24 protein-coding genes are annotated in these 19,962 nt (G+C 68.0%); 1 reads left to right on the top strand and 23 read right to left on the bottom strand.

Features of this window, described 5'->3' with window-relative positions:
* Positions 1-13: 13 nt before the first annotated feature.
* The 12 genes from lptB to cutA are packed head-to-tail and all read right to left on the bottom strand — an operon-like array spanning position 14 to position 9,071.
* The gene (gene lptB / locus EJE94_RS03190; protein ID WP_121240027.1) at positions 14-736 is read right to left on the bottom strand and encodes an LPS export ABC transporter ATP-binding protein; all 723 of its coding nucleotides are present in this window, start codon (positions 734-736) and stop codon (positions 14-16) included.
* Positions 733-1,191, bottom strand: a complete 459-nt coding sequence (locus EJE94_RS03185; protein WP_121240026.1) for a regulatory protein RecX — start codon at positions 1,189-1,191, stop codon at positions 733-735. Before EJE94_RS03185 ends, lptB begins: the two co-directional genes overlap by 4 nt.
* Entirely contained in the window at positions 1,188-2,207 is a 1,020-nt protein-coding gene (gene recA / locus EJE94_RS03180; RefSeq protein ID WP_121240025.1) for a recombinase RecA, read from the bottom strand. The genes EJE94_RS03185 and recA overlap by 4 nt, the downstream gene beginning before the upstream one ends.
* Positions 2,208-2,234: 27 nt before the next feature.
* Positions 2,235-2,729 (bottom strand): CinA family protein, encoded by a 495-nt coding sequence (locus tag EJE94_RS03175; RefSeq protein ID WP_121240592.1) that lies wholly within the window; start codon positions 2,727-2,729, stop codon positions 2,235-2,237.
* 52 nt (positions 2,730-2,781) lie between these two features.
* Positions 2,782-3,318 (bottom strand): phosphatidylglycerophosphatase A family protein, encoded by a 537-nt coding sequence (locus EJE94_RS03170; protein WP_121240024.1) that lies wholly within the window; start codon positions 3,316-3,318, stop codon positions 2,782-2,784.
* 9 nt (positions 3,319-3,327) lie between these two features.
* A complete protein-coding gene (gene thiL / locus EJE94_RS03165) occupies positions 3,328-4,263 on the bottom strand; it encodes a thiamine-phosphate kinase (RefSeq protein WP_121240023.1) in 936 nt (311 codons plus the stop codon).
* A 17-nt stretch (positions 4,264-4,280) separates the two neighbouring features.
* Positions 4,281-4,715: a transcription antitermination factor NusB gene (gene nusB / locus EJE94_RS03160; RefSeq protein ID WP_121240022.1), complete on the bottom strand. Its 435-nt coding sequence runs from the start codon at positions 4,713-4,715 to the stop codon at positions 4,281-4,283.
* A complete protein-coding gene (ribH, locus tag EJE94_RS03155) occupies positions 4,712-5,182 on the bottom strand; it encodes a 6,7-dimethyl-8-ribityllumazine synthase (RefSeq protein WP_121240021.1) in 471 nt (156 codons plus the stop codon). Before ribH ends, nusB begins: the two co-directional genes overlap by 4 nt.
* A 17-nt stretch (positions 5,183-5,199) precedes the next feature.
* Positions 5,200-6,294, bottom strand: coding sequence for a bifunctional 3,4-dihydroxy-2-butanone-4-phosphate synthase/GTP cyclohydrolase II (ribBA, locus tag EJE94_RS03150; RefSeq protein ID WP_121240020.1), 1,095 nt, complete (start codon positions 6,292-6,294; stop codon positions 5,200-5,202).
* A gap of 50 nt (positions 6,295-6,344) precedes the next feature.
* The gene (locus EJE94_RS03145) at positions 6,345-6,935 is read right to left on the bottom strand and encodes a riboflavin synthase (protein WP_121240019.1); all 591 of its coding nucleotides are present in this window, start codon (positions 6,933-6,935) and stop codon (positions 6,345-6,347) included.
* A gap of 22 nt (positions 6,936-6,957) precedes the next feature.
* Entirely contained in the window at positions 6,958-8,733 is a 1,776-nt protein-coding gene (gene dsbD / locus EJE94_RS03140; RefSeq protein WP_121240018.1) for a protein-disulfide reductase DsbD, read from the bottom strand.
* Positions 8,727-9,071, bottom strand: coding sequence for a divalent-cation tolerance protein CutA (cutA, locus tag EJE94_RS03135; protein ID WP_121240017.1), 345 nt, complete (start codon positions 9,069-9,071; stop codon positions 8,727-8,729). Before cutA ends, dsbD begins: the two co-directional genes overlap by 7 nt.
* 87 nt (positions 9,072-9,158) lie before the next feature.
* Here cutA and EJE94_RS03130 point away from each other — a divergent pair, with 87 nt between their 5' ends.
* Complete coding sequence (locus EJE94_RS03130; RefSeq protein ID WP_124962388.1) at positions 9,159-11,063, top strand: coiled-coil domain-containing protein; 1,905 nt, start codon at positions 9,159-9,161, stop codon at positions 11,061-11,063.
* A gap of 74 nt (positions 11,064-11,137) precedes the next feature.
* On the opposite strand, the gene EJE94_RS03125 is transcribed toward EJE94_RS03130, so the two are convergent.
* The 11 genes from EJE94_RS03125 to EJE94_RS03075 form a co-directional block, all read right to left on the bottom strand.
* Positions 11,138-12,175: a TorF family putative porin gene (locus EJE94_RS03125; protein WP_121240012.1), complete on the bottom strand. Its 1,038-nt coding sequence runs from the start codon at positions 12,173-12,175 to the stop codon at positions 11,138-11,140.
* Positions 12,176-12,351: 176 nt separating this feature from the next.
* Positions 12,352-13,113, bottom strand: a complete 762-nt coding sequence (locus tag EJE94_RS03120) for an ABC transporter permease (protein ID WP_121240011.1) — start codon at positions 13,111-13,113, stop codon at positions 12,352-12,354.
* Positions 13,113-14,024, bottom strand: coding sequence for an ATP-binding cassette domain-containing protein (locus EJE94_RS03115; RefSeq protein WP_165904746.1), 912 nt, complete (start codon positions 14,022-14,024; stop codon positions 13,113-13,115). The genes EJE94_RS03120 and EJE94_RS03115 overlap by 1 nt, the downstream gene beginning before the upstream one ends.
* The gene (locus EJE94_RS03110) at positions 14,012-14,650 is read right to left on the bottom strand and encodes an alpha/beta hydrolase (protein WP_121240009.1); all 639 of its coding nucleotides are present in this window, start codon (positions 14,648-14,650) and stop codon (positions 14,012-14,014) included. Before EJE94_RS03110 ends, EJE94_RS03115 begins: the two co-directional genes overlap by 13 nt.
* A gap of 2 nt (positions 14,651-14,652) precedes the next feature.
* On the bottom strand, positions 14,653-14,964 hold the full coding sequence (locus tag EJE94_RS03105) for a (2Fe-2S) ferredoxin domain-containing protein (RefSeq protein WP_121240008.1): 312 nt from the start codon (positions 14,962-14,964) through the stop codon (positions 14,653-14,655).
* Positions 14,965-14,969: 5 nt separating this feature from the next.
* Positions 14,970-15,305 carry a nucleotide pyrophosphohydrolase gene (locus EJE94_RS03100; protein WP_121240007.1) on the bottom strand — a complete coding sequence of 112 codons (336 nt, stop codon included), beginning with the start codon at positions 15,303-15,305 and terminating at the stop codon, positions 14,970-14,972.
* Positions 15,298-16,383, bottom strand: coding sequence for a VanZ family protein (locus EJE94_RS03095; protein ID WP_165904745.1), 1,086 nt, complete (start codon positions 16,381-16,383; stop codon positions 15,298-15,300). The genes EJE94_RS03100 and EJE94_RS03095 overlap by 8 nt, the downstream gene beginning before the upstream one ends.
* Positions 16,364-16,876, bottom strand: a complete 513-nt coding sequence (gene ubiT, locus EJE94_RS14915) for a ubiquinone anaerobic biosynthesis accessory factor UbiT (RefSeq protein WP_121240005.1) — start codon at positions 16,874-16,876, stop codon at positions 16,364-16,366. The genes EJE94_RS03095 and ubiT overlap by 20 nt, the downstream gene beginning before the upstream one ends.
* A complete protein-coding gene (locus tag EJE94_RS03085) occupies positions 16,873-17,733 on the bottom strand; it encodes a U32 family peptidase (RefSeq protein ID WP_121240004.1) in 861 nt (286 codons plus the stop codon). The genes ubiT and EJE94_RS03085 overlap by 4 nt, the downstream gene beginning before the upstream one ends.
* A 2-nt stretch (positions 17,734-17,735) precedes the next feature.
* A complete protein-coding gene (ubiU, locus tag EJE94_RS03080) occupies positions 17,736-18,749 on the bottom strand; it encodes a ubiquinone anaerobic biosynthesis protein UbiU (RefSeq protein ID WP_121240003.1) in 1,014 nt (337 codons plus the stop codon).
* A 115-nt stretch (positions 18,750-18,864) separates the two neighbouring features.
* Positions 18,865-19,953, bottom strand: coding sequence for a polyamine ABC transporter substrate-binding protein (locus EJE94_RS03075; protein WP_207855666.1), 1,089 nt, complete (start codon positions 19,951-19,953; stop codon positions 18,865-18,867).
* Positions 19,954-19,962 lie beyond the last annotated feature (9 nt).

Genomic DNA, 19,962 nt, shown 5'->3' with positions numbered 1-19,962 from the left:
TCAGTGTGTGCCATCACATCCTGAAATGCTCGCCCAGATAGACTTTCCGGACACTTTCATTATCGACGATCTCGGCCGGATGTCCAGCGGCCAGCACTTCGCCGGCATTGATGATGGTGGCGCGGTCGCAGATGCCCAGCGTTTCCCTCACGTTGTGGTCGGTGATGAGGATGCCGATGCCGCGTTCCTTGAGGAATTTGATGATCTTCTGGATGTCGATGACCGCGATCGGGTCGACGCCGGCGAAGGGCTCGTCGAGCAGGATGAAGCGCGGTTCGGTCGCCAGGGCGCGGGCGATCTCGACACGGCGCCGCTCGCCGCCGGAGAGCGAGATGGCGGGGTTCTGCTTTATGTGGGTGATGTGCAGTTCCTGCAACAGCTCGTCGAGGCGTTCCTCGACCTGGTCCTCGTCGAAGTTCTGCAGCTGCAGCACCGCGCGGATGTTGTCGGCGACCGACAGCTTGCGGAACACCGAGTTTTCCTGCGGCAGGTAGGAGAGCCCGAGCTGCGCCCGGCGGTGAATGGGCATGTGGGTGAGCTTGGCGTCGCCGATGTGGATCTCGCCGCCGTCGGCGGCGACCAGCCCGACGATCATGTAGAAGCAGGTGGTCTTGCCGGCGCCGTTGGGGCCGAGCAGGCCGACCACCTCGCCGCCGGCGACGTCGAAGGAGACGTCTTTGACGACGGTGTGCGCCTTGTACTTCTTGCGCAGGTTGTAGGCCGCGAGCGTGGTCATGCGGTCGATTCCTTGAGCAGGCGGCGGATCACCTCGGTGGCGAAGCCGCGCGACTGCAGGAAGCGTGCCTGTTTCGCCCATTCGCGCGCATCGCGCGGCGCCGTGCCGAATTTCCTTTCCCACACCTCGCGGGCGCGGACGATCTCGTCGGGCAGCTCGGCCACCTGTTCCTCGATCATTTCGGCCGGGACGCCCTTGGTACGCAGGGTCTGGCGCAGCCGGGCGGCGCCGAAGCGCCCGGCGTGGCCACGCACATAGGCCGAGGCGGCACGGGCGTCGGAGAGCAGTCCGATTTGTTCGAGGTCGGCAAGCACGGTTTGGATTTCTTCCGGTGTGCCCAGGCCGGCAAGCTTCCCGGCCAGCTCGGCGCGCGTGTGTTCCCTGCGCGCGAGCAGCCTGATCGCCTGCTGCCTCAGAGAGGGGCCGTCGTGGTCGGATTTCTCCGCTTCATTCACGCGACCGCCGCGGGCGCGGCCAGCGCGCCCACGCCGACGGCCTCACGCACCTTGTTCTCGATCTCGACCGCCATGTCGGGATGCTCGCGCAGGAACTCGCGCGTCTTGTCCTTGCCCTGGCCGATCTTCTCGCCGTTGTATGAGTACCATGAACCCGACTTCTCGACGAACTTGTGTTCGACGCCGAGTTCGATGATCTCGCCCTCGCGCGAAATGCCCTCGCCGTAGAGGATGTCGAAATGCGCCTCCTTGAAGGGCGGGGCGACCTTGTTCTTGACGACCTTGACCTTGGTCTCGTTGCCGACCACCTCGTCGCCGCTCTTGATGGAGCCGGTGCGGCGGATGTCGAGGCGCACCGAGGCGTAGAACTTGAGCGCGTTGCCGCCGGTCGTGGTCTCCGGGCTGCCGAACATCACGCCGATCTTCATGCGGATCTGGTTGATGAAGATCACCAGCGTGTTGGTACGCTTGATGTTGGAGGTGAGCTTGCGCAACGCCTGGCTCATCAGCCGCGCCTGCAGGCCGGGCAACTGGTCGCCCATCTCGCCCTCGATTTCCGCCCTGGGCGTCAGCGCCGCGACCGAGTCGATGACGATCAGGTCCACGCCGCCAGAGCGCACCAGCATGTCGGTGATCTCGAGGCCCTGCTCGCCGGTGTCCGGCTGCGAGATCAGCAGGTCCGGGACATTGACGCCGAGCTTGCCGGCGTAGACCGGGTCGAGCGCGTTCTCGGCGTCGATATAGGCGGCGACGCCGCCAGCCTTCTGGATTTCGGCCACGACTTGCAGGCACAGCGTGGTTTTGCCCGAGGATTCCGGGCCGTAGATCTCGACCACGCGCCCGCGCGGCAGGCCGCCGATGCCCAGCGCGATGTCGAGCCCGAGCGAGCCGGTGGAGACGACCTGCAAGTCGCTCTCGATCTGGCCTTCACCCATTTTCATGATGGAACCCTTGCCGAACTGCTTCTCGATCTGGGCGAGGGCGGCTTGCAGGGCCTTGGCTTTGTTGTCGTCCATGTGGCTTTTCTCCGAATATTGTGGCGATTATGGCATGTTTCTTGCGCGGTCGATCAAGCCCGTGAGCGCATGAATTACCGATTGCCGGCGGATCGCTTCGCGGTCGCCGGCGAAATGCCGGCGTTCCGCTTCCGGCTGCTGGTCGCGCAAGCACCATGCGAAGCATACGGTGCCCACTGGCTTATCCGGTGAGCCACCCGTCGGACCGGCGACCCCGGTAATAGCCAATGAAATCAATGCATTGGAGTTGTTCAGCGCACCGGCAGCCATTTCTTTTGCCGTTTCGAGGCTCACGGCACCGAATTTTTCCAGTGTGGCAGGATCGACCCCGAGCATCTGTAGCTTGGCGGCGTTGGCATAGGTGACGAAGCCGCGCTCGAACCAGCCCGAACTGCCTGCCGTGTGAGTGATTACTTGCGCCGCCCACCCGCCGGTGCAGGACTCGGCGGTCGCCACCGAAAGTCGGCGCTGGCGGCACGCCGCACCGACGGCTTCGGACAGGTCTGCGAGATCCGCGTCCATCATGGCCTCCACCGGGGGGTGCATGCCTGCTTGGGGCGGCCCGGCGCAGGCATCAGAAAAACAGCGCCTTGATGACGGCCAGGGTCAGTATCGTGTAGGCGGCGGCGATGACGTCGTCCATCATCACGCCGAAGCCGTTCTTGACGCGCGCATCGAAGTAGTCGGCCGGCGGCGGCTTGACGATGTCGTAGAAGCGGAAGAGGAAGAACGCCGCGGTCTGCCAGGCGAGCCCGGAGAGCGACAGGCGATCGCCGTGGGGTGACATCACCAGTGCCGGCGGCACGAACATCAACACTGCCCAGAAGGGCACGATCTCGTCCCAGACGATGGCCCCGTGATCGATGACGCCGAGGTGCTTGCCCGTGACTTGAGCGCACCAGACGCCGAAGGCGAACATGAACAGCAGGAACAAGGCGAGGTTGGCGGCGCTCGGATAGGCGAATTGCAGCAGCGGAAAGGTCAGCCAGGCGAAGGCGGTGCCAATGGTGCCGGGGGCCCAGGGCGACAGGCCGCTGCCGAGACCGCAGGCGACGAAGTGGGCCGGGTGGGCGACGAGGAATTTGAACGGTGGCGGCGGCAGTTTGGCCATGGCGCGAGCTTAGCCGAAGTGGTCGTAGCCGCGATGTTCGATCGCGATGGGGTGGCCATCGGGGTCGCACAGGTCGATGTGGCCGGCCACCCCGGCGGCGATCGTTCCGATGCAAGTGAGGGCTAACTCGAGGGTGCTGGCGAGGGCGGCGACTTCGCCGTGTCGGGCGGCGGGTGCGGTGAAAACGAGCTCGTAGTCGTCCCCACCAGCCAGCAACGCCTCACGCTCGAACGCCGACTCCGGCGGGACGGCGATTTGCAGATTGGCGCCCACGCCCGAGGCTTCGAGGATGTGCCCGAGGTCGGCAAGCAGCCCGTCGGACACGTCGATCGCTGCGCTGGCCAGTCCGCGCAGCGCCAGTCCGAGCGCTACGCGCGGCTGCGGCCGGTGCAATGCCGCGAGGCAGTCGGAAAGCTGCGGCTCGGCCAGTTGTGCGCGTCCCTGCAGGTGGGCGAGCCCGAGCGCGGCCCGGCCCGGCTTGCCCGAGACCCAGATTTCGTCCCGGGGCCGGGCACCGGAACGCCGCAGAGCCGTTCCCTGCGGTACTTCGCCGAAGATGGTGACGCAGAGGTTGCGCGGCCCCCGGGTCGTGTCGCCGCCGATGACGTCGATGCCGTATGCGTCGGCGCAGGCGAAGAAGCCCCGCGTGAACTTCTCGATCCAGGATTCGGTCGCCGCCGGCAGGGCCGCCGCGAGCAGCGCCCAGCGCGGCTGTGCGCCCATCGCCGCCATGTCCGAGACATTGACGGCGAGCGCCTTCCAGCCGAGGTCTTCGGCTTCGACGTTGGGCAGGAAGTGGGTGCCCGCGACCAGCATGTCGGTGGAGACGACAAGTTCCATGCCGGGCGTCGGGCGGATGATGGCGCCGTCGTCGCCGACGCCGAGCTCGGTGTGGCGGGTCGGGCGCCTGAAGTAGCGGTCGATCAGTTCAAACTCGGACGGCACGCGGCCTCCGGGGCAGGTCAGCGGCGCGACGTCTCGGCCGGGCGCAGTTGCGGCGCGAGCTTGTCGAGCACGCCATTGACGAACTTGTGGCCGTCGGTGCCGCCATAGGTCTTGGCCAGTTCGATGGCCTCGTTGATGATGACGCGGTAAGGCGTCTCGGGGTGCAGTTTCAGTTCGCAGGCGCCGAGCAGCAGGATGCCGCGCTCGATCGGCGAGACTTCGTTCCAGGCGCGGTCGATGTACGGGGCGAGCAGATCGCGCAGGGTCTCGGCGTTTTGGAGAACGCCGGCGAGCAGGGCATCGTAGAGCGCACGGTCGGCCTTGTCGAAGCCGGCCACGCCCTCGGCCTGGACCTGGATGGCGGCGGCGTCCTGACCGCCGACCTGCCACTGGTAGAGGCCCTGGACGACGAACTCGCGCGCCTTGTGGCGCGGGGATTTGCCAGCGCTCACATGAAGTTCCGCAGCAGCTTGGCCATTTCGACTGCGGCCTGGGCCGCCTCGGCGCCCTTGACCGACATGCGCACCAGCGCCTGGTCGTCGTTCTCGGTGGTCAGCACGCCGTTGGCGATGGGGATGCCCATCGCGAGCTGGGCGTCGGTGATGCCGCGCGCCGACTCGTTCGACACCACCTCGAAGTGGTAGGTCTCGCCGCGCACCACGCTGCCCAGCGCGACCAGCGCGTCGAACTTGCCGCTCTGGCCCATGGTCTGCAGCACCAGCGGCAGCTCCAGTGCGCCGGGCACGGTGGCGATGGTGACGTTCTCCGGAGCGACGCCGAGTTTGCCCAGTTCCTGGCAGCAGGCCGAGAGCAGGCCCTCGCAGATGTCGCGGTTGAAGCGGCTCATGACTACGCCGACACGCAGGCCGGCGCCGTTGAGGTCGGGTTCGATTTCGCGGACGTTCTGGCACTTGCCCATCATGGATTTCCTCAAGCTTATGCTTCTTCGGGGGACAGGTAGCCGCAGACCTCGAGGCCGAAGCCGGTCATGCTCGGCATCTTCCGCGGGCTGGCCATCAGGCGCATCTTGCCGACACCGACGTCGCGCAGGATCTGGGCACCGATGCCATAGAGGCGCGGGTCCCACTTGGCGGCGGGGCGCTCGCCATCGAATTTCAGCGCTGACAGCAGGTCGTTGCCGGCTTCCTTGCGATGCAGCAGCACGATGACGCCACTCTTCGCCCGGGCGATCGCGGCCATCGCCTGGTCGACGCTGAAGCTGTGGCGGTGGCTGGCGCAATCGAGGAAGTCGAGCACCGAGATGGGCTCGTGTACACGCACCAGCGTCTCGGCTTCGGCGCGAATCTCGCCCTGGGTCAGCGCGAGGTGCACCTCGCCGCTGGTCTTGTCCTCGAAGGCGCGCAGGCGGAACTTGCCGTGGCCGCAGGCGATCTCCTTATCCGCCACGCACTCGACCAGCTTCTCGTTTTCGGCGCGGTAGTGGATCAGGTCGCGAATGGTGCCGATCTTGAGCTTGTGCTCGCCGGCGAACTCGATCAGGTCGGGCAGCCGCGCCATGGTGCCATCGTCCTTGAGGATCTCGCAGATCACCGACGACGGTTCCAGCCCCGCCATCGCGGCGAAGTCGCAGCCGGCCTCGGTATGGCCGGCGCGCACCAGCACGCCGCCGTTCTGCGCCATCAGCGGGAAGATGTGGCCGGGCTGGATGATGTCGGCGGGCTTGGCGGCTTTCGCTACCGCGGCCTGCACGGTGCGGGCGCGGTCGTGGGCCGAGATGCCGGTGGTGACGCCTTCGGCGGCCTCGATCGACATGGTGAAGGCGGTGCCGTGCGGCGTCTTGTTGTCGCGCACCATCAGCGGCAGGTCGAGCTGGCGGCAGCGCGCCTCGGTCAGCGTCAGGCAGATCAGGCCGCGGCCGTGCTTGGCCATGAAGTTGATGGCCTCGGCGGTGCAATGCTCGGCGGCGATGACGAGGTCGCCCTCGTTCTCGCGGTCTTCCTCGTCGACGAGGATGACCATCTTGCCGGCCTTGAGGTCGGCGACGATGTCTTGTACGGAACTGATGCTCATCTGGGCGCTGGGTTTTTCTGATCGGGGCCGCGCATTCTACTCCCAAGCCACTAGCGCGCCCCGAGCATGCGCTCGACGTAGCGGGCGATGAGGTCGACCTCTAGATTGATCTTCGCTCCCGGATGCAGGCGCTTGAGCGTGGTGACTTCGACGGTATGCGGTATCAGGTTGATCGAGAACGTGCGCCCCTTCACCTTGTTGGTGGTCAGCGACACGCCGTCGACGGTGATCGAACCCTTGCGCGCGATGTATTTCGCCAGATTCTTCGGCGCCTTGATCACGAGCAGATGCGACTCGCCGATCTTCTCGAAGGTCTCGACCTCGCCGACGCCGTCGACATGGCCCGACACCAGATGGCCGCCGATGAAGTCGGACAGGCGCATGGCCTTCTCCAGATTGAGCTCGTCGCCCTCGGCGTCGAGGCCGACGGTGCAGTCTAGCGTCTCGCGCGAGACGTCGACCTGGTAACTGGCCTTCTTCTTGGCGATGACGGTCAGGCAGACGCCGTTGTGGGCGATCGAGTCGCCGATGGCGACGTCGGCGAGCGCGAGGCCGGGCGCCGTGACGGTGAGGCGCACGCCCTTCTCGAGCGCTTGCAGACGGGTGATCTTGCCGGTGGCGGCGACGATGCCGGTGAACATGGGGACTCCGTGGAAAGAAGGTTCAGCGCAGGGCGCGCTCGAGCGTCGGCAGGAAAGCTTCGGGGGGCTGGTAGCCGACGACGCGCAGCTCGGTGCGCTCGCCACCCCTGGCGTCGAAGAAGATGATGCCGGGCGGGCCGAACAGGCCGAAGCGCTTCAAGAGCGCCTTGTCGTCCTCGTTGTTGGCCGTGACGTCGGCTTGCAGCAGCAGCATGCGGTTCATCTGCGCGGCGACCTTGGGATCGGCGAAGGTAAGCTTCTCCATTTCCTTGCAGCTCACGCACCAGTCGGCATAGAAGTCGAGCATCACGGGGCGGCCGGCGGACTTGAGTCGCTCGTCCAGTTCGGTCACCGATTTCACGCGTTGAAAAGTCGGCGCTGGCGACACGGCAGCGTTGGCACCCGTGCTGCGCAGGAAGGACAGGGGCTGCAACGGATCGCGCGCGCCGCCGAGGAGGCCGATCAGCATCGTGCCGCCGGCGATCAGCAGCGCGACGCCGACGCCTTTCCACAGCCGCTGCCAGCCCGAGGCGTTGGCCGGCAGCGGGTCGAGCGCGTGCATATAGATCGCCGGCACAATCATCAGCGCGGCCCAGCCGAGCATGTTGAGCCAGGCCGGCAGCACCGGCGACACCAGCCACAGCGCGGTGGCGAGCAGCAGAACGCCGAAGAAGCGGTTGACCGCGTTCATCCACGGCCCGGTCTTCGGCAGCAGCGAACGCGAGAAGACGCCGACCGCGAGCAGCGGCACCCCCATGCCCAGCGCCAGCGCGAACAGCGCCCAGCCGCCGAGCCAGGCATCGCGGGTCTGGGCGATGTAGAGCAGCGCCCCGGCCAGGGGCGCGGCGACGCAGGGGCCGACGATCAGCGCCGAGAGCGCGCCCATCAGCGCAATCGCGCCAAGGCTGCCACCCTGCTTGTTGGCGGTTTCCGACAGCCGCGACTGGATGGCCGAGGGCAGCTGCAACTCGTAGAAGCCGAACATCGACAGCGCCAGTGCGACGAACACCAGCGCGAAGCCGCCGAGCACCCAGGCGTTCTGCAGCGCGGCCGAGAGCAGCGTGCCCGACAGGCCGGCGGCGACGCCGGCGGCGGCATAGGTGACCGCCATGCCCAGCACGTAGGAAGCCGACAGCACGAAGGCGCGCGCATGGGTGACGGCATGGCCGTGGTTGACGATGATGCCGGAGAGGATGGGCACCATCGGCAGCACGCAGGGGGTGAAGGAGAGCAACAGGCCGAAACCGAAGAAGGTGGCGAGGGCGACCCAGAAGCTCGCGCCCTTGAGGATGCCGGCGATCTGGCTGGTTTCGTCGCCACCGGCGGAAGCCGGTCCGGTGGCGACGGCGGCCGGTGCCGGCGCAATGCTCGCCGCGGCCAGCGTCACCTTTGCCTGCTGCGGCGTCGGCGGGTAGCAGACGCCCTTGTCCCAGCAGCCTTGCGAGCTGACCTTGAGCGTCAGCGTCTCGCCGGGGGCGGCGCCCTCGACCGGCAGCAGGATCTTCACTTCCTTGCGGTAGGTCTCGACCTTGCCGAAGTTCTCGTCGTCATGGACCTCGCCCCTGGGGAAGGTCGGCGTGCCGAGCTTCGCCGTTGCGGGTTCGACCGCGAACCTGAACTTGTCGCGGTACATGTAATAGGCGCCGGTGATTTGCCAGCGGGCTTCGATGGTCCTGGCGTCCACGGCGCGCGCCGAGAACTTGAAGGCCTGCTCCGGCTCGAGGGGCTCTTCGGCGCCGAAGGCAGGAACGGCGGCGACTGTCCAGAGGAGCAGCGCGGTCAGCAGGCGTTTCAGCATGTCGTGGTGTCTGGGGTGGTTGCGGCCGCGATCCAGCCCAGGTAGGCGGGAAGGCCGTGCGCGATTGGGACAGCGACGATCTCGGGAAGTTCGTAGGGATGCCGGGCGCGGATTGCCGCCTCGAGCTCGCCATAGCGCGCGGCCGTGGTCTTGATCAGCAGCGGCACCTCTTCGGCCTCCTCGACCACCCCCTGCCAGCGATAGACCGAGCGGCACGGCGCCAGGATATTCACGCAGGCGGCGAGGTGCTCGCCGACCAGGTGGTCGGCAAGGGTGCGGGCGGCGGCGGCATCGGGCAGGTTGGTCAGCACGAGCAGGGTCTCGGTGGAGGTAACCATTGGGGAATTCTACCTTTTCGACGCTTTGGCCCCCCGCGGCATTCCATAGAATCGATCGCCATTGCAGCCAGAAGCGGTGGTAACACCATGAGCAGCCTGTTGCGCAACCTCAAGCGGGCCGAAGCGGCGCGGCTTGCCCGGCAGAGGGCGGAGCCGGAGACGGCCGAGCCGAAGGCCGCCGATGGCAATCGCACCGACGTCGGCGGTCCCGAGGAAGTCGGCACCCAGGAACTGCCCGAAGTCGAGGGGCTGGTCGCGGCACGGACGCGCGCCGAAGCGGAACGAGCGCAGGCGATGCAGGCGGAAGCGCTGGCCGAGGCCGAGCGCCAGCGGCAGCAGGCGGCGATCGAGCGACGCCAGGCCGAACGCGAGGCCATGCAGGAGACGGCCCGGCGCGAGGCCGCGAACACGGCCGCTTATACGGCTGCGGTGCAGCGCGCACACGCGGAGCAGGAAGCGGCGCAGGCCGCGCGGCAACGCGAGGAGGCCGACCGCGCCCTCGCCGTTCAGGCCGGAGTGCTGGCGCAGGCGGAGCGCGAAGCGGCGCTGGCGGCGCAGCAACGGGCCGAGGCCGAGGCACGAGCCATTGCGGCCGAGAAAGTCCGGCGCGAGGCCGAGAGTGGAAGGCAAGCCGAGGGCCTCGCAGCGGCGCAGGCTCTTGCCGAGGCTGAACGAGTGCGCGCCCTGGAGGCTGAGGCACTGGCCGAGGCGGAGCGGCGGTTGGAGCGGGTTGCCCTCGAACGGCGCGATGCCGAGCTCGAAGCAACGCAGGAAGCTGCCCGGCGCGAGGCGGCCGGCACGGCGGCTCGCGAAGCCGCGCAACGACATGCCCAGGCCGAACAGGCGGCGGCGCAAGCCGCGCAACGTCAGGCGGAAGCCGAACGCTCACTTGTCGCGCAGGCCGAGGCTTCGATGGAAGCCGAGCGCCGTTTGGCGCAAGCGGCGCTCGAACGCCGCAATGCCGAGACTGAAGCCGCACAGGCGGCGGCCAGGCGCGAAGCCGCCGAGGCGGCCGCGCGCGCAGCCTTCGATGGGCGCACGCTGGCCGAAACCGAAGCGGCACAGGCCGCGCGGCATCGGGCCGAAGCGGAACGCGCGCTCGCGGAGCAGGCCGAGGCCCTGGCTCAGTCCGAGCGCCAGCTGGAGCGGGCGGCGCTGGAACGGCGCGATGCCGAGATCGAAGCAGCGCAGGAGGCCGCCCGACGCGAGGCGGCCGACATGGCGGCCCGCGAAGCCGCGGAACGACGTGCCCGGTCTGAGCAGGAGGCGGCACAGGCCGCGCAAATCAGAGCCGGGGCCGACCGGTCGTTAGCCGAACAGGCCGAAGCCCGTGCCGAGTCCGAGCGCACTGCGGCGCAGGCCGGGCGGCAGCGTGCCGAGGCCGAAGTCGGCGCCGCCGCGGCCGAGGCGGCCCGCCTCCGTGCCGAGGCCGACCATGAGGCCGAGGCAGCGGCAGCCGCGCGGACCCGCGCCGAAGCGGAACGCGCGCTCGCGAAGCAGGCCGAAGCGCTGCAGCAGGCCGAGCGGCGGCTGGAACAGACGGCACTCGAGCGGCGCGATGCCGAGACCGAAGCCGCGCAGGCGGCCGCCAAGCAAGAGGCGGCCGCTGTGGCCGCACGGGAAACCGCGGAGCGGCGCACGCAAGCCGAGCGCGCCGCGGCCGAGGCGGCGCGGCAGCGTGCGCAGTCCGAGGCCGGCGCCGCAGCCGCCGCGGCAGCGCGCCGGGCGGCCGAAACCGATCGCAAGTCGGCGACGGCGGACCGGCGTCGCCTGCGCCGGGCGCTGCTGTGGACGGGGTTGCGTTTCCGGTCCGCCGCGCTGCTCGCGGTGGCCGCCGCCTGCGGCCTCGCGGCCGGCTTTTGGCTTGCGGGACGGCCGCTGTCGTCACAGTCGGAACAGGGCGTGTTGCCCGAGTTGCGACTGCGCCTCGATTACGGGGTCGAATCCGTCGGACGGCGCGTGACCCTGCCGCCAGGCCGCCGCGAGCCATAAAAAACGCCGGGGGTCCAGCCCGGCGTTGAACGCGAGATCGGGGAAGATCGTCGCGGGGGGAGAAACGGGAAAACTCAGAAGGCGTAGGCGATGCCGACGGTTAGCTTGTCGTCCTGCTTGATGTTGAAGCGGTTGTAGCCCGAGATGATGGCCTGGGCGTTCCAGGTCAGGCCGGTCTCGCCGATCGGCTGGGCGATGCCGAGGATCAGGTGGCGGAAGGCGCCGCTGACGACCTTGGCATCGCGGTTGATGGTGCCGTTGGTGTTGAAGCTTTCATAGCAGCCATTGACGAAGAAGAAGCCGTTGGTCTGGCCCGATCCGGCGGCGCTGTTGCAGGTCGGCGAGCCGCCTTTCGCGGTATCTTTGCTGCCAAGATACTTGCCTTCCTTGCCGTAGGTGTAATAGCCGGCGTTGGCGGTAAAGGTGATGTCGTAGGGCAGCGGCTTGGTCCAGGTCAGCGACCAGTAGGTGTCGGCCTGGTTGCCCCAGATGGTGTCCTCGAGCAGGGTCTGCGCCTGCAGGCCGAATTCGCCGTAGGTCAGCTTGATCTTGGTTTCCGGCGCGTTGGAGTGTGTGCCGTCGAGGTAGTAGTAGTAGGTCAGGCCGAGGTCGTAGCCGAGGTCGCCGACCTTGCCGGTGTAGCCGCCGTAGATGTCGTTCTCGATGGACTTCTCGCTATCGTAGAAGCCGGCGCCGGGAACCGGGGGGCCGCCAGCAAGGGATTTCTTGTAGATATCGTACGACTCGCCGACCTTCTTGTAGGAGTAGGTCAGCGTCGAGGCCCAGTAGCCGACGTAGAAACCGCTGCTGTGGGTGATGTCGAAGCCCCACTGCATGGCCGGATCGCGCGATTCCGGCGCGTCGCCCCAGCTGTTGGAGACCTTGGCGTCGCCCTTGTTGGCGTATGTCGCGGGCGCGCCTTTTTCCCACTTGTTGTTGCCGTAGGTGTTGGTGATGCCGCGCAGGTAGTAGGCGCTGTTGGCGTCGACGTGGCCGGTCCAGCTCCAGTCGGGTGCCGGCTCGGCATCCTTCTTGGGCTCATCGGCGGCGTAGGACGAGGCGGCGAAGGCCAGGGGCAGCGCGACGGCGAGGGCTTTGAGTTTGAGATTCATGATGGGGCTCCTGAAGTTTCTCGAATTGGGAAAGGCTTTGGCTAAGCTATAGCAACGGGCGTGCCAGTGCCAAGTCCTTGACTGGCCGTGGGCTTCCATGGGGCGAATGCCCCGAAATGGGGCGTGGGCGGTTAGGTCGCCCTGTTGCGGTGCATCAGACCGGTTCTGCGAAATGCCTATTTTAGCAAGCGGCGGCGGGCGAGGGCGAGGGCGCCGACGAAGGCGATGGCCGTGATCGCGGCGAGCAAGGCGACATGGGGCCAGATCATGGGGGGCGCCTGTCCCAGGAGCAGGGGCCGGGCCAGGGCCACGGCATGGGTCAGCGGCAGGGCCTGCGCCGCGACCTGAAAGGCGGCAGGTAGTTGCTCCAGCGGAAAGAACACGCCCGAGAGCAGGGTCATCGGCGTGATGAACAGCGTGAAGTAGTACATGAAGAAGTCGTAGGACGGCGCCACCGCGCTGACGCAGAGGCCCAGCGCGGCGAAGACCAGCCCGGTGAGGAAGATCAGGGGCAGCACCCACAACGCCTGTGCGCCATGGGCGAAGCCGAGCAGGGCCATCACCAGCAGGATTGCGGCGCCCGACAGCGTCGCCTTGGTCGCCGCCCACAGCAGTTCGCCGGCGACGACGTCGTCGAGCGATACCGGCGCGTTCATGATCGCCTCCCAGGTCTTCTGCACGTGCAGGCGCGAGAAGGCCGAGTAGAGCGCCTCGAAGGAGGCGGCGTTCATGGTCGAGGCGCAGACGGTGCCGGCGGCGAGGAAGGCGATGTAGCTGGTGCCGCCCACCTGCGGCAGCAGCCCGCCGAGGCCGTAGCCGAGGCCGAAGAGGTAGATCATCGGGTCGGCGAGATTGCCGAGGATCGACGGCAGTGCGAGCTTCTTCCACACCAGGAAGTTGCGGCGCCAGACGGCGAAGGCGCGCGGCGAGAGTTCCATCAGTCTCTGAGGTCCCGGCCGGTGAGCTTGAGGAACACGTCCTCGAGATTCGCCGGACGATGCAGCGTGGCGAGCTGCGGCCGTGCGGCGAGGTGCTCGAGCAGCGGTGCGGCGTCGGCGACGTAGCAGAAGGCGGTCTCGCCGCTGACCTCGCAGCGCTGGGCGAACGTGGCGGCCTCGGCCTGCGCCCAGCCGGGGGCATCCTCGCCATAGACCTCGACCACCTGCGGCTCGATCTGGCTCCTGATCAGCTCGCGCGGCGCGCCCTCGACCATGATGCGGCCGGCGTCCATGATGGCGAGGCGGCCGCACAGCCGCTCGGCCTCGTCCATGAAGTGGGTGGTGAGCAGGATGGTCTTGCCGTCGGCGATCAGGCGCTTGAGGCGTTCCCAGATCAGGTGGCGTGCCTGGGGGTCGAGCCCCGTGGTCGGCTCGTCGAGGATCAGCAGGTCGGGGTCGTTGACCAGCGCGCGTGCCAGCGTCAGGCGCCGCTTCATGCCGCCGGAGAGCGTGCGGATGCTCGCGCCCTCCTTGCCGGCCAGCCCGGCGAATTCGAGCAACTGCGGGATGCGGGCGCGGATCGCCGCGTCGCTCATGCCGAAGTAGCGGCCATAGACCAGCAGGTTTTCGGCGCAGGAAAAATCGGGATCGAGGTTGTCGAACTGCGGCACTACGCCGACGCGCGCGCGGGCCAAGCGCGCCCGCTCGGGCACGGGCTCGTCCACCAGCGTGATTGCGCCCGAGTCCGGCGCGGTGAGGCCGAGGCAGCAGCGCAGCGTGGTGGTCTTGCCGGCGCCGTTGGGACCGAGCAGGCCGTAGCACTCGCCGCGCTTCAGCGTGAACGAGATGCCGGCGACGACCTCGCGGCCGGCGTAGGACTTGTGCAGGTCGCGGACGGTCAGCGGTTCCACGCGGCGTGGATGACGTTGCGGATCAGGTGCAGCTTGCGGTGGAAGAAATGGTCGGCGCCGGGGATCACCGTCACCGGCAGTTCGAGCGGCTCGGCCCAGCGCAGCACGTTGGCGAGCGGCACGGTGGTGTCGTCGGCGCCGTGGATGACGACGGTGTCGGGCGCGACGGCCTCGGTTTCGTAGGTTCTTGCGCCTTCGACGAAACCCGCCGCGGTGCCGACCAGCACCATGCGTCGAGCGGCATCGCCTTCGGCCGCGAGCCGCTTGGCCAGCCGCGTCGTCACGTAGGCGCCGAAGGAGAAGCCGGCGAGATAGATCGGCAGCCCGGCGCCGAAGCGGCCGCGGGCGTAGGCATGCACCGCGAGCAGGTCCTCGGTCTCGGCGATGCCGTGGTCGTGCTCGCCCTCGGAGCCGCCGACGCCGCGAAAACTCGGCCGCAGCGTGGCGCAGCCGAGTTCGCGGAAGGCCTTGGCCAGCGTCGTCACCACCTTGTTGTCGGCAGTGCCGCCGAACAGCGGGTGGGGGTGGGCGACCAGCGCGATGCCGGTCGCTGGCGTGTGGGGTTCGACGAAGACCTCGATCCTTCCGTCCGGCCCGTCGAGCAGGACGCGCTCGTGGCGGGACACGGCTAGTCGACCTTCAAACGATCCACCACCTTGCCGCCGATCAGGTGCGACTCGATGATTTCGTCGACGTCCTCGCGGTCGACGTAGGTGTACCAGGTCGCCTCGGGATAGACGACGATCACCGGACCCTTGTCGCAGCGGTCGAGGCAGCCGGCGGTGTTGATGCGGACGCGCTCGGGGATCCTGTCGCCGAGCTCCTTGACGCGCTTCTTCATGTAGTCGCGCACGTCGGCGGCGCCGTGGTTGTTGCAGCACATCTCGCCGCCTTCGCGCTGGTTGGTGCAGAAGAATACGTGGTATTTGAAGTGGCTCATGGTCCTTACCTAGGGGCGGGGTATTTGATGGCGTTCTTCGCGATCTTATCGCGGGCCGCGGCGATCAGATCGATGTCGAGCGCGTCGGCGAGTTCGACGAGGTAGATCAGGGTGTCGGCGACTTCCTCGCGCACCTCGAGCAGCTTGGCCGGCGGCAGCGCCATGCTCTCCTCGGGTGTGGCCCACTGGAAATGCTCGACCAGCTCGGCGGCCTCGACGATCATTGCCATCGCCAGGTTCTTCGGCGTGTGATAGGGGCGCCAGTCGCGCGCCTCGGCGAATTCGCGCAGCGCGTCGCGCAGGGTTGGGAGGTCGTGGATGCGGTCGATGATTTCACTCATGGCGGGGTCTCAGCAGGAACAGCCAGGGCAGTGCGAGGAAGGGCCACAGCGAGGAGGCCAGGCTGGTCGCGCCGTTGAAGTTGAGGAACTGGCCGGCAAACCAGAAATGCTGCGTGTTGATGAGGTAGGGATTGTCGGGCGCCAGATTCACCAGCGCCGTGGCGACCAGCAATGCCAGCGCCGCCAGCGCCTGTCGCAGGAAGGTCGGCGCCGGCGTCACGGCGATAAGGATGAGCAGTCCGGCGCCGAGCCCGACGAGACTGCCCGTCGTGGCCCAGGCGAGCGCCTGGGCGCCCTGCATCAGCAACGCCAGCGCCAGGGTCTTGACCAGCAGGCCCGCACCGACGAGGCCGAGCGCCAATGCCTGGCGCTCGCGCTGCGAGCCACGGGCGAGACGACCGGCGATGAGTCCGATGGCCACGGTCTGGGCGCAGACCGTGGCCGCCTCGATGTCGGCGAAGGCTTGCGCCGAGTAGGGCAGAGGCGCCTGCAGTTCCAGCAGGCTGCGCAGCTCGCCGGTGCCGAACAGCAGCGTCAGGGGGTTGAGCTGGGCCAGCAGCCACAGCGCGATCAGCAGCAGGCCGACGTCGCCGGCGCGGCCGTGCATCAGGAACTTGCGGCGCAGCGCATCGATGCGGCCGCCGTCGAGCAGCGCCCGGCCCCAGCGCGCGCCGGCCAGTGCGCCGGCCAGGGTCCCCAGCGCGTTGCCGCCGAGATCGACATTGGAGGGCACGCGGCTGGGCAGGAAGTTCTGCAGCATTTCCACCGAAAGGCTGAAGCCCGTGCCGACCGAGGTGGCGACGACGACGGCCGCCGCCGTGCCGATCAGCGGCCGCAGCGCCGGCACCCAAAGAAAGCCGAGCGGCAGGTAGGCGACGAAGTTCGCGACGAGATCGAAAGCGGTGTAATAGCGCGGCCACGCGGCGCCGAGGAACTCGGTCAGCGGTACCCCGGAATCGCGCCAGCCCGAGAAGGGATAGAGGCTGCCGTAGACCGCCAGCAGCGTGTAGGCGCTTGCGAGGTAGAGCGGCAGCCTGGACTCGGCCGCCGCGGCAGATTCAGTGGTGCGGGACCGCACGCTGCGCGAGTCGTGCGACGAAGCGTTCAAGCAGCGCCGTCGGCGCGAGGTGGGATTTCAGCGTGGCCGGGTCGAGGCGCGGCAGGTCGATACCGTCGAGTGTGTTCTTGACCTGGAGGCCCAGCGCGGTGTCTCCTTCCATCAGCAGGCGCCGGCTGAAGAACAGAGTGTCGGGGTCCTCCTCGCGCAGCAGCAGCGCGAGGAAGTCGCGGGCGCGGGCGGACATGGCGAGATCGGCCGGCGCGGTGTCGAAGGAGGGGCGGAAGCCGCGCTCGCCGTAGGCGAAGCGCAGCGTCATCCCGGCATCGAGCACCTTGATGGTGACCCGCTTGCCGAGCAGAGGCTCGAGCGGCTCGCGCGGCAGCAGACGGCCGAGCGCTGCATTGAGCGCCGCAACCAGCGCCAGCGTCGGCGGCAGTTGGGGCAGCTTCGGGCCGAGGCGCGCGAAAACCGCGGGCAGGATGAAGGCGGGAAGCGTGAAGGTCCTGTTCATGTCTTTACCAGTTCCAATCCGGGTCTGCCGTACCAGAAGCCATTGCAGTCATCGGCGGGGACGGTCGCAACGTCTCCGGCGAGCGCGGCGCTGAACTGTTCGACCAGCGCGCGGGTGCCGGCGTGTTCGGGACTGATGCGCAGAACGTCGACGCCGTCGGCGACCAGTTGCGGCAGTTCGCCCAACAGATTATAGGTCTTGGCCGACTGCGTCTGGATGCCGTTCAGCGTCAGGAAGGCTTCGCCCTCCCGGGTCTTGAGCGCCATGCCCTCCGGATAGTCGATGCACTTGAACTCGCAGCTGTCCTTCTGCAGGTTGAAGCGCCGCGCGGTGAAGCAGCGCGCCGAGTAGGCCAGCGGCAGCCGGCCGTGGGCGAAGACCTCCGTCTCCAGGCCGGCGGGACGGCCCGCCTGCAGGCCCTGCAGCATTTCGCGCGTGGCCTCCGGCGGCAGCACCCAGCGCGTCGCGCCCATTTCGGCGAGCAAACGCAGCGTCTCGGGACCGAAGACGTTGAGCGTCGGTCCGGCGACGAAGCTGCGCTTGGATTCGGCGCACAGCCGCACCGCCCCCATCTCGTTGGCTTCCGTCAGAAAGTCGGCGCTGATGGTGCGGCGCAGCGCCTTGAGGTCGGACTCGGATTCGATCAGCGTCAGCGTCGACAGCACGACTTCCTTGCCGGCGTCGCGCAGCCTGGCGGCGACGTCGAGCCAGTCCTCGAGGCGCAGCTCGTGGCGGCGCGAGCAGACCGTTTCGCCGACATAGACGATGTCGACGGGCATGGCCGCGACATCTGCATAGAAGTCGAAGACCTGCTGGCGCGGCCAGTAATAGAGCAGGGGGCCGAGGGAGATTTTCATGCTCACTTCCAGGGGCGGTAGTAGGCGCCGAGCGTGTGGCTCTGGCCTTCCGACACCTTGTTCAGCTCGGCCATCCACGCCGCCTTGGGCGCGAAGTGGGTGGCGTCGCGCTTGCAGGCGTCGATGGCCTCGCGCCATACCTGCGTCACCTGGGCGACATAGGCGGGGCTGCGCTGGCGGCCCTCGATCTTGATCGCGCGCACGCCGATGCGCAGCAACTCGGGCAGCATCTCTATGGTGTTGAGGCTGGTCGGCTCCTCGATCGCGTAGTAGGTCTCGTCGTCGACCTCGAAGCGGCCCTTGCACAGCGTCGGGTAGCCGGCGCGCTCGCCGTCGGCGAACTTGTCGATGAGGATGCCGTTGAGCCGCGTCTCCATGCCCTGCGGCGTCTGCTCCCAGCGCACGCTCTTGGCCGGCGAGCAGGCGCCCTGGCAGTTGGGCGAGGTGCCGGTGGCGTAGGCCGAGAGGGCGCAGCGGCCCTCGACCATCACGCAGAGGCCGCCGAAGCCGAAGATCTCGATTTCGACCGGGGTGTTCTTGATCACCTGCTCGACCTGCGCGAGAGACAGCACACGCGGCAGCACGGCGCGCTGGATGCCGAAACGCTCGCGGTAGAAGTTGATCGCCTCGTAGTTGGTGGCCGAGCCCTGCACCGAGAGGTGCAGGCGCAGGTTCGGATGCTTCTTCGCCGCGTAGTCCATCAGCCCCATGTCGGCGAGGATCACGGCATCGACGCCGTGGCCGGCGGCGCGGTCGACGGCGGCGGTCCAGCGGCTCCAGTTGGATGCCTGCGGGAAGGTGTTGAGGGCGATCAGCACCTTCGCCTTGCGGGCGTGGGCGTACTTCACGCCCTCGGCCAGCGCCTTGTCGTCGAAGTTGAGGCCGTTGAAGTTGCGCGCGTTGGTCTCGTCGCGGAAACCGGCGTAGACGCAGTCGGCGCCGTGGTCGACGGCGGCCTTGAGCGCGGGCAGGCCGCCGGCGGGACAGACCAGCTCGATGGAAGCGGGGGTGGTCATGGTTCGGGGAACACGTTGGGATGCGGCACTATAGCGGGACGGCCGGGGTGCGGGATTGACCTGTGTCAAACCCGGCGGCAGGCCCGGCGCTTGAACCACCGGCCGGCCGGCTGGCTCAGCGCACCTTGATCTCGGTCCACATGCGGGACAGGGTGCGGCGCAGCTTCGGGTCGAAGTCGCGCAGCATCTCGAGCTGTCGCAATGTTGCCGGCGGCGGGAAGATGGCCGGCTCGGCCGCGATCTCCGGCCGGATGTGCGGCATCGCCGCGGCATTGGTGTTGCCGGCGCCGATCAGGTTGGAAACGTCGGCGGCGTTCTCGCCCTCGAGCATGAAGTCGATGAACTTGTGGGCGAGGTCCGGACGGCCGCCCGACTTGTGCAGCACGAAGCTGTCGACGGCGAGCACCGCGCCCTCCTTCGGCGTGGTGAAGCCGATGCCGAAGGGCCGGCCGGCGGCCTTCGCGTCCTCGCGGGCGCGGAACATGTCATTGCTGTAGCCGTGGGCGACCCAGATGTTGCCGATGGCGAGGTCCTTGATGTAGGTGCTGTTGGAGAAGGTCGCCCAGTAGGGCTTGGCGCGCAGGATCAGGCGCTCGGCTTCTTCCCACTTGGTCGGGTCGCGCTCCTGCACAGAATGGCCCAGATACCTCATCGCAGCCGCCATCAGCTCCCGCTGCGAATTGAGCACTGTGACCTTGCCACGGATTTTTTCGAGGTGGCGCGGCTCGAAGATCAGTGCCCAGCTGTCGGTCGGCAGGCCGAGCGAGCGCAGCTTCTCGACGTTGTAGCCGATCAGGGTGACGGTGCTGGCATAGGGCACCGAGTAGCGGTTGCCCGGGTCGAACCACGGGTTCGCGAACTCGGGCTTGACGTTGCCCAGGTGCGGCAGCCGCGCCTTGTCCAGCGGCCGCAGCGCTCGCCGGCGGATCAGCGACTCGACCGCGTTGCCCGTGGGTACCAGCAGGTCGTAGCCGACCGCGCCGGCTTCGAGCTTGGCCAGCATTTCCTCGTTGTCGGAGTAGTAGTCCTGCCTGACGCGGCAGCCGCAGCGTTGCTCGAAGCGGCGCAGGGTGTCGTCGGAGATGTAGTTGTTCCAGTTGTAGAGATGCAGCACGTCCTCGGCGCGCGCGAACGGCGCAAGCATCCCCGCCGCGACGGCCAGTGCGGCAGCCAGCAATAGTCGGCGCCCGCAGGACGGCATCATGGCCGCACC

The sequence above is a fragment of the Sulfurisoma sediminicola genome (genome assembly GCF_003865015.1).
Lineage (GTDB): Bacteria > Pseudomonadota > Gammaproteobacteria > Burkholderiales > Rhodocyclaceae > Sulfurisoma > Sulfurisoma sediminicola.
The sequence above is the reverse complement of the archived record's forward strand: the minus strand, read 5'-3'. Positions and strand labels throughout refer to the sequence as shown.